General features: G+C 68.6%; 10 protein-coding genes. 6 read left to right on the top strand and 4 right to left on the bottom strand.

Features of this window, described 5'->3' with window-relative positions; all coding sequences use genetic code 11:
• The first annotated feature begins 147 nt into the window (after positions 1-147).
• Both HQ306_RS18210 and HQ306_RS18205 read left to right on the top strand, forming a co-directional pair.
• Complete coding sequence (locus HQ306_RS18210) at positions 148-1,977, top strand: dynamin family protein (protein WP_261770091.1); 1,830 nt, start codon at positions 148-150, stop codon at positions 1,975-1,977.
• The gene (locus tag HQ306_RS18205) at positions 1,974-3,443 is read left to right on the top strand and encodes a dynamin family protein (RefSeq protein WP_027506933.1); all 1,470 of its coding nucleotides are present in this window, start codon (positions 1,974-1,976) and stop codon (positions 3,441-3,443) included. Before HQ306_RS18210 ends, HQ306_RS18205 begins: the two co-directional genes overlap by 4 nt.
• Positions 3,444-3,445: 2 nt before the next feature.
• On the opposite strand, the gene HQ306_RS18200 is transcribed toward HQ306_RS18205, so the two are convergent.
• A complete protein-coding gene (locus HQ306_RS18200; protein WP_222633014.1) occupies positions 3,446-4,003 on the bottom strand; it encodes a hypothetical protein in 558 nt (185 codons plus the stop codon).
• Between the two features lie 181 nt (positions 4,004-4,184).
• Here HQ306_RS18200 and HQ306_RS18195 point away from each other — a divergent pair, with 181 nt between their 5' ends.
• Complete coding sequence (locus tag HQ306_RS18195) at positions 4,185-5,480, top strand: lipase family protein (protein WP_261770063.1); 1,296 nt, start codon at positions 4,185-4,187, stop codon at positions 5,478-5,480.
• A 24-nt stretch (positions 5,481-5,504) separates the two neighbouring features.
• Here the strand turns inward: HQ306_RS18195 and HQ306_RS18190 are convergent, their stop codons facing one another.
• On the bottom strand, positions 5,505-6,338 hold the full coding sequence (locus HQ306_RS18190) for a hypothetical protein (protein WP_222633013.1): 834 nt from the start codon (positions 6,336-6,338) through the stop codon (positions 5,505-5,507).
• Positions 6,339-6,488: 150 nt separating this feature from the next.
• Between HQ306_RS18190 and HQ306_RS18185 the strand changes: the two genes are divergently transcribed.
• Positions 6,489-7,205: an SDR family oxidoreductase gene (locus tag HQ306_RS18185; protein WP_222633012.1), complete on the top strand. Its 717-nt coding sequence runs from the start codon at positions 6,489-6,491 to the stop codon at positions 7,203-7,205.
• 5 nt (positions 7,206-7,210) lie between these two features.
• Here the strand turns inward: HQ306_RS18185 and HQ306_RS18180 are convergent, their stop codons facing one another.
• The gene (locus tag HQ306_RS18180; protein WP_261770062.1) at positions 7,211-8,338 is read right to left on the bottom strand and encodes an ABC transporter permease; all 1,128 of its coding nucleotides are present in this window, start codon (positions 8,336-8,338) and stop codon (positions 7,211-7,213) included.
• Position 8,339: 1 nt separating this feature from the next.
• On the bottom strand, positions 8,340-9,179 hold the full coding sequence (locus HQ306_RS18175) for an ABC transporter ATP-binding protein (RefSeq protein WP_222633011.1): 840 nt from the start codon (positions 9,177-9,179) through the stop codon (positions 8,340-8,342).
• A 468-nt stretch (positions 9,180-9,647) separates the two neighbouring features.
• Here HQ306_RS18175 and dnaK point away from each other — a divergent pair, with 468 nt between their 5' ends.
• Positions 9,648-11,492, top strand: a complete 1,845-nt coding sequence (gene dnaK / locus HQ306_RS18170) for a molecular chaperone DnaK (RefSeq protein WP_222633010.1) — start codon at positions 9,648-9,650, stop codon at positions 11,490-11,492.
• A complete protein-coding gene (gene grpE / locus HQ306_RS18165; RefSeq protein ID WP_222633009.1) occupies positions 11,489-12,097 on the top strand; it encodes a nucleotide exchange factor GrpE in 609 nt (202 codons plus the stop codon). Before dnaK ends, grpE begins: the two co-directional genes overlap by 4 nt.
• Positions 12,098-12,135 lie beyond the last annotated feature (38 nt).

Below are 12,135 nucleotides of genomic sequence, written 5' to 3'. Positions count from 1 at the left end.
TGAATGCTCACAGACGCGCTCGACCCGTTGCCACCGCAGACAGATCGGGACCACATGCAGAACGACGCACCACCCGCCGTGCAGACCGGCGCCGGGAAGACCCCCGCGCCGACGCAGGCGACGCAACTGGCCGAGCTCCTGTCCCGGATGGGCGAGGTGGCGTCCGGTGCCGGTCGCCGCGACCTTCTCGACCGGTTGACGGCGGCGCGTGAGCGGGTGCTCGATCCGCGCCTGCGCATCGTCGTGGTCGGACCGCTCAAGCAGGGCAAGAGCCAGTTCGTGAACTCGCTGCTGGGCCTCGACGTGTGTTCGGTGGGCGACGACGAGACCACCGCGGTGCCCACGATGGTCGCGTACGCGGAGACCGAGCGGGCGGAGCTGGTGGTCGGCGAGATCGGCGCCGACCCGGTGCGCATCGACATCCCCATGGCGGACATCCATGCCGTCACACCGACCGACCCGCGCGCGGAGGGTCGCGAGATCCTGCGCCTCGAGATCTCCGTGCCCAGCCCGCTGCTGAAGGACGGGCTCGTCGTCATCGACACCCCCGGCGTCGGCGGCCACGGCAACCCGCACGCCAACAGCACCCTGGGTCTGGTCACGTCGGCGGATGCCGTTCTGGTGCTGTCTGATTCGAGCCAGGAGTTCACCGAGCCCGAGGTGGCCTTCCTGCGCCAGGTGGTGACTCTGTGCCCGGCGGTCGCGTGCCTGGTGACCAAGACCGACCTGTACCCGCACTGGCGGCGCATCGTCGAGGCCGATCGCGGGCACCTCGCGCGGCAGGGCATCGACGTCCCGCTGATGCCGATCTCGTCGATGCTCCGCTCGCACGCGCTCCGGCTGAAGGACGATTCGCTCGACAAGGAGGCCGGCTTCCCGGCTCTCTACGACTTCCTCCGCGGTGTGGTGCAGCGTGCCGACGCCACCACTCGCAAGGCCGTCGCTCTCGACGTCCGCTCGGTGTCCGAGCATCTCGCCCTCGCCCTGGGCAGTGAACTCGCGGCGCTTCGCGATCCGGAGACCGCCGCCGCGGCGGTGGCCGGTCTGCAACAGGCGCGGGCCAACGCCGAGGACATGCAGAAGCGCAGCAGTCGGTGGCAGCAGACACTCAACGACGGCATCACCGATCTGGCCGCCGACATCGACCACGACCTGCGAGACCGGCTGCGCGTCATCACCCGTGAGGCGGAGGAGGCGGTCGACGGGGGAGACCCGGGCAAGGACTGGCCGCGCATCGGTGAGTGGCTCGAGGACCAGATCGCCTCCGCCGTGGGGGACAACTTCGTCTGGGCGCACGAGCGGTCCCTGTGGCTCGCCGAGACGGTCGCTCGGCACTTCGCCGAGACGGCCGATGCGCACATCCCGGCGATGAACATCGCGAACGTCGACGGCGTCATGGACCCGGTGACCTCACTGGGGGACCTCGAGTCCGGCCGGATGGGCATCACCTCGAAGGTGCTCGTGGGCATGCGCGGCTCCTACGGTGGCGTGCTCATGTTCGGACTCATCACGACGATGATGGGACTGGCCCTGCTCAATCCGATCTCGCTCGGCGCCGGAGTCCTGTTGGGCAGCAAGGCCTACAAGGACGACAAGGAGGCGCGGGTGCTCAAGCGGCGGGCCGACGCGAAGGTCGCCATCCGCAAGTTCACCGACGACGTCAGCTTCCAGGTGGGCAAGGAGTCCAAGGACCGCCTGCGGCTCGTCCAGCGCCAGCTCCGTGACCACTTCACCGATATGGCCGATCAGACGGTGCGCTCGGTGAGCGACTCGCTGCGGGCCGCGCAGGAGGCGGCGACCGGCGCCTCGTCCGAGCGTGCCGCGCGCACAGCCGAACTGGAGCAGTCACTGAAGAAGATCTCTGCACTGCGCAGCATCGCGCAGAAGCTCGACCCCGAGGCCGTCGAGGCCGCCGAGGCCGACAAGGCCGTCGAGGCGGCTCGTGCGGACCGCACGGAGATCGGTACCGGCTCGTGAGTGTCACGCTCGACCGTGCGCGGGAACTCGTCGCGGCGGCGCAGGCGGAGTACGTGCGGGAGCCGGACGTCCGGGATGCGTTGCGCGTCTGCGCGGACCGGCTCGACGAGCCGCTGCGCGTCGCGCTCGCCGGATCACTCAAGGCCGGCAAGTCGACGCTCCTCAACGCGCTCGTCGGACAGGACATCGCCCCCACCGACGCGACCGAGTGCACCCGCGTGGTCACGTGGTACCGCCGCGGGACGTCTCCCTCTGTGACGGCCCGGTACGACGGGGACCGCTCGATGAGCATCCCGGTGCTGCGTCGGGGTGGTCGACTGTCGTTCGACTTCGGCGATCTCACCGCGGACCGCGTGGACCGCCTCGACGTCGAGTGGCCGGCGCGAACCCTGGCCCGCAACACCATCATCGACACCCCCGGCACGTCGTCGCTGTCCCTGGACGTGTCCGAGCGGACACTGTCGATGTTGACGCCCGAGGACTCCGCGTCCGGCGCCGACGCCGTGGTCTATCTCCTGCGCACCCTGAGCGCGTCCGACACGTCGTTCCTCACCCGCATCAACGACGCGGTCGGTGGCGACTCCGGCCCCCTCGGCGTGGTCGGCGTCGTCTCGCGTGCCGACGAGGTGGGCGCCGGTCGCATGGACGCGATGATGTCGGCCAAGGAAGTGGCGTCCCGCTTCGCGGTGGAGCTCGAGAAGACCGGTCTGTGCCAGGCCGTCGTGCCCGTCGCCGGCCTGCTCGCCCTCGGGGCACGGACGTTGCGGCAGAGCGAGTTCGGCGCGCTCGTCGCGTTGGCCGACGCTCCGCCCGACGACCTCCAACTGGCGATGCTGTCGGCCGACCGCTTCTCCCGCCCGGACATGCCACTCCCCGTCGATGCGGAGACGCGCGCCGGACTCGTCGACCGTTTCGGGCTCTTCGGCATCCGGATGGCCGTCACGCTCATCCGCATGGGCACGCGCGATTCGCCCTCGCTCGCACGGGAACTCGTCGAGCGCAGTGGACTCGAGGAGCTACGGCACATCATCGACGTTCAGTTCGGCGAGCGAGCCGACCAGCTCAAGGCGCACTCGGCCCTCGTCGCTCTCGATCGCGTGCTGCGCGCCTCACCGGCCGCGGGATCGCGCGCCATCATCGACGAGGTGGGATCCACCCTCGCCGACGTCCACGGGTTCAAGGAACTGCGTCTGCTCGGTCAGCTACGGGCACGCGAGGTGCGGCTGCCCGAGCCGGAGAAGGCGGAGCTCGCTCGACTGGTGGGTGCGCAGGGCACCGAGACGACGACGCGGTTGGGGCTCGATCCGGACGACTCGGTGGAACTGCAGCGCAAGACGGCCTTCGACGCGGTCCGCAGTTGGCGCTCCCGCGCGTCCCATCCGCTGCTCGACCGGTTCACGGCGCGGGCGTGCGACATCGCCGCGCGCAGCGCCGAGGGCATCCTCGCGGAGCTCGACCGCCGCTGAGATCAGCGCCGGACGGGAGCGGCTGCGAGCCATCGCCCGACGGCGGGGACGAACAGCGGAGCGGTGCCCAGCAGAGCGAGGGCCGCGACGACGAACGGCGCATACGTCGTGGGCTGCTCCAGCGCATCGGAGGTCGCGATCCAGAACGCGATCGATCCCGCGGCCGCGACGATGCCGACCACGGTCAGCGTGGATCGTCCGGTGGGGCGTCGGCCGCGGATCTGCAGGATGCCGGCCAGTCCCACCAGGAGAACGACGGCGCCGACGGCAGCACCGGCGACGAGCGTGATGAGGACCGTCGAGTCGATGTCCTCCGCCGAGGTGCCGGGGGCGTCGGCCGAGAGGACGTCGGCGAGGCGCGACCGTAGTCCCTGGTGGTCGAGTCCCAGCAGCGCGCCGGTGGCCGCCAGGACGACGAGGCACAGACTCCACAGGATCACGGCGGCATCGACGGCGCGTGGGCGCTCGTCGGGAACCGGCTCCCGCATGGGCGTCACGTGCACCGACGGGCGGGGCGGCTTCGGGGGTTGCGAGCCTTCGACACTGTCCGACGCGTTCATGGCTTCAGGCTAGAGGGTCTGTTTCCGCCCGACCCTGTTGTGGTCCGGCCCCGTCCGTTCGGGCTCGCAAAGTGATCGAGCACGAAGTCCGCGGTCGGGGTCACACGGGCTTCTCGGAAGTGGGCCCCATCACTTACGGTCAGGGCGGTAGTGGGCCCGCCTGGGCCCCGTTGTCGATGGGATGAATGTGCGGAAACTGCGGTCTGCCGGCGTCGGTCTGGTGATGTGTCTCGGTCTGTTCGGCGCGGTGGTGCCCACGGCGACCGCCGAACCCCCCGGCCCGGCGTCGAGCTTCTACACGCCCCCCTCACCGCTTCCCGCCGGGAACGACGGTGACCTCATCCGTACCGGGCCGTCGAATCTCGCACTGTCGCTTCCCTTGCCGCAGGGACCGATCCCCGGCACCGCGACGCGCCTGATGTACCGGTCGCAGGACGCCAACGACGCGCCGGTGGCCGTCACCGGGACGTACATCGACCCGTCGGCCGAGTGGACCGGCCCCGGTCCGCGCCCGCTCGTGGTGATCGCCCCCGGCACCCACGGCCAGGGTGATCAGTGCGCGCCGTCGCACCAGCTCAACAACGTCCTCACCTACACACCCGTTCTCGGACTCATGGTCGAGTACGAGCTCCTCTCCACCTACGCGTTGCTGGCCCGCGGCTACGGCGTCGTCATCACCGACTACGACGGTCTGGGCACGCCGGGGGCGCACACCTACGTCAACCGCGCCGCGGAAGCGCACGCGGTGCTCGACGCGGCCCGCGCCGCGCAGCAGCTCGGCAACACCAAGGTCGGTTCCGATTCGCCGGTCGGCCTCTGGGGTTACTCGCAGGGCGGCGGCGCCGTCGCGGCAGCCGTGGAACTCGCTCCCGAGTACGCACCGGAGCTCGACATCAAGGGCACCTACGCCGGCGCACCCGTCGCCGATCTCGCCGCGACGCTGGCCCAGGTCGACGGCACCATCCTCACCGGTGTCATCGGCTACACGCTGAACGGTCTGCGCCGGTCCAACCCCGAGTTGGGCCCGATCATCGACGCGTCGACCAACCCGGCCGGCAAGGCTGCGCTGGCGGCACTCGAGAATCAGTGCGTCGTGGAAAGTGCACTCACCGTGGGCTTCCACCGCACCAACGAGTGGATCACCACCGGCGAGTCGCTGTCGAACTACCTGAAGCGGATTCCCGAGGCGCAGACGGTTCTCGCCGAGAACAAGATCGGTAACCGCACACCCACCACGCCGGTCTACATCGACACCGGCACGGGCGACGACATCGTGCCGCACGGCCAGGCCGTCGATCTCGCCGCAACCTGGTGCGGGAAGGGCTCGAACGTCCAGCTGAACACGCAGCAGTTGCCGTTCTTCCTCCCGGGGCTCGCGCTCGGCCACGTCCTGCCCGACTTCATCGGACTCGGCGCCGGCACCAACTGGCTCGACGCCCGGTTCCGCGACGTCCCCACAGCGGGCAACTGCGCCTGACCCGTCACCGCCGAAGCGCCTCGATCACAGTCGATCGAGGCGCTTCGTCGCGTTCCGGACCCTCGAGGTCGACGCGTCCTTCTCCGACGCCGCCTCGGAACGCGCGTCCTGCGCCGCCTCCAGGTCCTCGCGTGCCTTTTCGAGTTGCTCGGTGAGGGCGTCGACCGACTCCTGCAGCTCGTCGATGCGATGGTCGGCCTTCTCCAGCGCCTCGGTCGCACCCTGCAGCGCAGCCTCGGCGTCGTCGAGTTCGGCCTGTGCGCGGGCTCGCTGCTCTTCCATCTCCCGTTCGGCCGTGTCGTCGGGTGCGGGTTCCGGTTCTTTCGCGGGTTCGGGATCGACGGACACCAGCCCCATCGGGCCGAACCCGCTGTACTCGGCGGCCCCCAACATCCGGCCGCGCCGCACCTCGTCGGCGATGTCCGCATCGGACAGCGCCGCATTCAGGCTCTGCGTCACCTCGCGCCCGACGTCCTCGCCGATCGGGTGACCGCGATCCTCCGCGATCTCCGCAGCCCGGCTCGCCAGCGCGCGCACCGCGCGTTGCCGCTGCTTCGTCAACGTGCGGAGGGTGGCACCCGACGGTCGACCGGCCGGCCTCCGGCCTTCCCGCAGATGTTGCTGCGCCTCACGAAGTGCTTCGCCGAGGTCGAGCAGGTCTGTGACGTCGTCCTCCGCGTCGCGCACCGTCACGTTCAGCACCCACCCGACGATCGTCGGTTTGCGCAGCGCACCGATCTGCTTGGCCAGGTCCTTGTCGCCGTCGGAACGCGCCTGCTTCTGCCGGTCGGTGCGCGCGGCGACGAAATCGGACGGGTCCAGCCCGTACAACTCGTCGGCCACCTCGTCGAACGTCATGCTGGTCGATTATGCCGCCTCCCTCCTGTCATAGATTTTGTTTATGGCAAGGCGCGTGACAATCGATGGCGCGACGGGATGATGCTGCGGGCCCGGTGCGCTGAACCTTCCGTGGCCGCGAGAGACGGGGCTGCGGAAAGGACACACGACATGAGCACCTTGCAGAACACCCGGATCCTGCTCGTCGGCGGCTCGTCGGGCATCGCGCGTCGCATCGCCGAGGACGCCCTCGCGGCCGGCGCCGAGGTCGTGCTCGGGGGACGGCGACCCGAAACGCTCGCCGACACGGTCGCCGAACTCGGCTCGGGCGCCTCGGCAGTGCACCTCGACCTCGACGACGAGTCCTCCATCGCCGCCGCCGTCACGACACTCGGACCTCTCGATCACGTCGTGTCGCTCGCGGCGAACCACGCCAACGGCCCGATCACGGGTCTCGATCGCGCCGACGTCGAGGGCGCCTTCGCCGCCAAGGTGATCGGCCCGATCCTGCTGGCCAAACACTTCGCGCCGGTGCTGCGTGAGGGCGGCTCGTTTGTCTTCTTCTCCGGTGTCGCCGCATGGAAGCCGGCGCCGGGCCTCGCCGTCATGGCCACGACCAACGGTGCTGTCGCATTCCTCGCGGAAGCGTTGGCCGTCGAACTGGCACCGTTGCGGGTCAACGCCGTGTCGCCCGGCATCGTCGACTCGGGTGCGTGGGACGGCATGGGAGACGGGAAGCAGAAGATGTTCGACGCGACGGCTGCCTCCAATCCCGCACGGCGCGTGGGCCGCCCGGAGGACGTGTCGGCAGCGGTGCTGCTCGCCCTGACCAACACCTTCGTCACCGGAACCACCCTCCACGTCGACGGGGGTGGACGGCTGAGCTGAGCGCCTCAGGCGATCCGCACGCCCCTCGGCAAGGTGCGGGCCGGAACGCGGAGTCGGCGCGCGGCGACCGTGAGTCCGAGAGCTCCCAGGATGACATTGACGGCCAGCCCGAGGTACCAACTGTCGCCGACCTTTCCGGATTCGAACGCGACCTGCTCGTCGTAGAAGCTGCGGTTCGAGGCGCTCACGCGGTAGGTCGACACGGTGTCCGCGCAGGTCGGCTCCGTCAGGTACGGGCCCGTGCGCGCCGTCGAGAGCGTCTCGGCTATCGGGCGCGCCACGCTGGGATCGGGTGGCCGCTCGTCCGACGTCCAGACACGTACGCTCGGATTGTCATGTGCGGCCACCACATCCGGGAGAATGAGAAACGGGTTGGGCGCCAACAGCCACCAGATACGCTCGGTGTGCTCGTAGGAGCGCACCGTGGCCACGTCGCGACAGTCCGGAACGGTGTCGAACGAATCGTCCACGTACGTGTACTCGGCGCCCACCACCTCGTGGTCCTCCGCCGTGGTCGAGTAGAGCAGGCCGAACAGCGCCGGGAGGCCCAGCACGAGGAAGAACACGGTGGCCTGCGTCAGGACGGCCGAACCTGCCGGCCGAGCGGTCAGGGCCGAGTACCCCAGCCCGATCCCGCAGTAGCACAGAAAAATCACGCAGAGAACGATCACGCCCAGCACCGAGGTGCCGATGCCGTAGGGCGCGGCGACGATGCCCCACACCAGGTACGGCGACGCCACGGCGACGAGTGCGAGGCAGGACACCCACGACCCGAGAAGTTTGCCGACGGCCAACTGCCAGTGGCTGATCGGCGTCGCCTGCACCACGGCGAGCGTCGCGTCCTTGCGGTCACCGTTGATCGAGGTCGCCGTGAGGGTGGGGGCGAGGATCACGCCGAGGAACAGCTCGACTCCCAGCACGACCGCGTACAGGTTGCGCGCCCAGCCGTCGTAGTTCGCATCGGCTTCGTCGACGGACAGTGCCAGATACATCGATCCGAACACGGCCAGCGAGATCACCGTGAAGGTCACCGCCAGGGTGACGCGCCACCGCGTGGTGCGCAGTCGCTGCCGGAGTTCGAGGCCGATCAGTACGCCGACCACCGACCACCAGCTGCTCATCCGTGCCGCCATGTCAGGTCCTGTCCGCGTCGAGTGCGAGGTAGGTGTCCTCGAGCTGCGAGTCCACCCGAGCGAACTCGACGATCTGCGCGCCGGACTCCACCAGGCCGCGGAGGTGTTGCGCGGCAGCCTGTTCGTCGGGGAAGTGCAGGATCGTCGCCGACGACGCGGGACGACCGGCTTCCCGCACACGCCACGAACGCTCGACCGACGGCGCGGAGTCCCGCGTGCGGCCGTCGGTCATGACGATCACGTCGTCGACCATCTCCGCCAACTCGGTGAGGATGTGGCTCGACACCAGCACGGCGCATCCGTTGTCGGCGAGGCGTCGGATCTCGTCACGCAGTTCGACCCGCGAGCGCGGATCCATGCCGGACGCCGGCTCGTCGAGCAGAAGTAGTCGGGGTCTGTGCACCAGTGCGCGTGCGAAGCCGAGCCTCTGCTTCTGACCGCGGGACAACTCGTGGGCAGGTCGGTCGGCGCGGTCGTCGAGATGGACCTGCTGCAGCAGTTCCGCGGCGCGGGCCCGGGCGTCCTGCGACGACAGTCCGTGCAGTCGCCCGAACGTCGACAGGATCTCCGACGCGGTCAGGCTGTCCCAGGTGCCGAACACATCCGGCATCCACCCCACGGCCCGCCGAAGTGCGACCGACTCGACCGGCGACCCGTCCAGCTCGATGGTCCCGGAGTCGGGAGCCAAGAGGCCGGCGAGCATGAGCAGCAGCGTCGTCTTGCCGGCGCCGTTGGGTCCGACCAGCCCGGTCACCCTGCCAGGGGTCAGAGTGACGTCGGCGTGGGCGACCGCTGTGTGGCGTCCGAACGTGCGGGTGAGACCTCGGGCCGTCAGGGACATGCCGTGGACCCTAACCGCCGGGCGCCCACGTACGCCTGGATGCACGTGCCGGCCGTGCCTTAGTATCCACAACTCGCTGTCATCGACGGGATCCCGTCGATCCGGTCGACTTCTGGACGCTCGTGCACGCTCGGGTGCACGTTTCGCCACACAATCGCGCCGGAATCTGCCGATCGGTAGAAAAGCGCACGATCGGGTGCACCCACGTGCGCCGGCCGTGCCTGAGTGTCCACAACTCGCTGTCATCGACGGGATCCCGTCGATCCGGTCGACTTGTGGACGCTGGAGCACATGCGAGCGCCTCGGGAACAAACTCGCACACCCCTCCGTTGAGCCGTACGACTGCCATTGAGCGTGGGTCACTCAAGTACGACTTGACGGAGCTAGAATCCGACAGGCAGACTTGAGCGCAGTTCGCTCAGACAGACGCTCAAACGATCACAGCAGCATCTATCAGGAGGTCTTCACATGGCTCGTGCGGTCGGAATCGACCTCGGGACCACCAACTCGGTCGTGTCCGTCCTGGAGGGCGGCGAACCGGTCGTGGTGGCCAACTCCGAGGGTGCACGCACCACCCCGTCCATCGTCGCGTTCGCCAAGAACGGAGAGGTTCTCGTCGGCCAGTCCGCGAAGAACCAGGCCGTCACGAACGTCGACCGGACCATTCGCTCCGTCAAGCGCCACATCGGCACTGACTGGACCGTCGGCATCGACGACAAGAATTACACGTCGCAGGAGATCAGCGCGCGCACGCTCATGAAGCTCAAGCGTGACGCCGAGGCGTACCTGGGCGAAGAGATCACCGACGCGGTCATCACGGTGCCCGCGTACTTCGAGGACGCACAGCGTCAGGCCACGAAGGAAGCCGGCCAGATCGCCGGCCTCAACGTCCTGCGCATCGTCAACGAGCCCACCGCCGCCGCTCTGGCGTACGGCCTGGACAAGGGCGAGAAGGAACAGACCATTCTCGTGTTCGACCTCGGTGGCGGCACGTTCGACGTGTCCCTGCTCGAGATCGGCGACGGTGTCGTCGAGGTCCGCGCCACGTCCGGCGACAACCACCTCGGTGGCGACGACTGGGACGAGCGCATCGTCACCTGGCTCGTCGACAAGTTCAAGGCTCAGAACGGCATCGATCTGACCAAGGACAAGATGGCTCTCCAGCGCCTGCGTGAGGCTGCGGAGAAGGCGAAGATCGAGCTGTCCTCGAGCCAGAGCACGTCCATCAACCTGCCGTACATCACGGTGGACTCGGACAAGAACCCGCTCTTCCTCGACGAGCAGCTCAGCCGCTCCGAGTTCCAGAAGATCACCGCCGACCTGCTCGACCGCACCCGCGCGCCGTTCCAGGCCGTGGTCAAGGACTCGGGCATCGCGGTCAAGGACATCGACCACGTCGTGCTCGTCGGTGGCTCCACCCGTATGCCGGCCGTGTCCGAGCTGGTCAAGGAGCTCTCCGGTGGACGCGAGCCCAACAAGGGCGTCAACCCGGACGAGGTCGTGGCCGTCGGCGCCGCACTGCAGGCCGGTGTGCTCAAGGGTGAGGTCAAGGACGTTCTGCTCCTCGACGTCACGCCGCTGTCCCTCGGCATCGAGACCAAGGGTGGCGTGATGACCAAGCTCATCGAGCGCAACACCACCATCCCCACCAAGCGGTCCGAGACCTTCACCACGGCGGACGACAATCAGCCGTCGGTGCAGATCCAGGTCTTCCAGGGTGAGCGCGAGATCGCATCGCACAACAAGCTTCTCGGCTCGTTCGAGCTGACGGAGCTGCCGCCCGCACCGCGCGGTGTGCCCCAGATCGAGGTCACGTTCGACATCGACGCCAACGGCATCGTGCACGTGACGGCGAAGGACAAAGGCACAGGCAAGGAGAACACGATCAAGATCCAGGAGGGCTCCGGCCTCTCCAAGGAGGAGATCGAGCGCATGGTCAAGGACGCCGAGGCTCACGCCGAGGAGGACAAGACCCGTCGCGAGGAGGCCGAGACCCGCAACCAGGCCGAGTCGCTCGTCTACCAGACGGAGAAGTTCGTCAAGGACAACGAGGACAAGGTTCCTGCGGAGACCAAGGAAAAGGTCGAGTCGGCCATCGCGGAGGCTCGCACTGCCTTGAACGGCACCGACATCGCCGCCATCAAGGCAGCGGTGGAGAAGCTGAGCACGGAGTCGCAGGCTCTGGGTCAGGCACTGTACGAGTCGGCAGCAGCCGACGGAGCAGGTGCCGACGGCGCAGCCCCGACCGACGGTAGCGACGATGTCGTCGACGCCGAGGTCGTGGACGAGCCGGTCGACACGGACAAGAAGTGAGTGCTGAGGACACCGGGAAGGTAGACGCACCCGACGTCGACCCCGCCGTGGAGGAGTCCCTCGCGGGCTCCGCCACGGCGCCCCAGCCCGGTGACGTGGAGGACGAAGCAGAGGTTCTCGAGGCAGAGATGTCCGAGGGTTCCGTGGATTCCGAGACTGCACCCGAGAGGGACGAGCTGTCCGAGCGGACGGCCGACCTGCAGCGCCTCAGCGCCGAGTTCGCCAACTACCGGCGACGCGTCGCTCGGGACAAGCAGGTGGACATCGACAACGCCAAGGCGTCGGTGTTGGCCGAGTTGCTGGGTGTGCTCGACGATCTCGATCGGGCGCGCAAGCACGGTGACCTCGAGACGGGGCCGCTGAAGTCGGTGGCGGACAAGCTCGAATCCGTCATCACCGCACAGGGTCTCGTCGCCTTCGGTGACGAGGGCGACGCGTTCGACCCTGCGCTGCACGAGGCCGTGCAGCACGAGGGCGACGGCAACGATCCTGTCGTCGGCAGCGTGTTCCGCAAGGGGTACAAGGTGCGTGATCGAGTTCTGCGCACCGCCATGGTCGCCGTCGTCGACGGTTCGGGCGCCGACGCGGCATCCGACCAGGCATAGTTCGACCACAACGAAGATGTGATGTGAGAGGAGGAGGC

Origin of the sequence: Rhodococcus sp. BP-160, assembly GCF_019836205.1 — a bacterium.
GTDB lineage: Bacteria > Actinomycetota > Actinomycetes > Mycobacteriales > Mycobacteriaceae > Rhodococcoides.
Note: the sequence above shows the minus strand (reverse complement) of the source record. Positions and strands in the feature narration are given on the sequence as shown.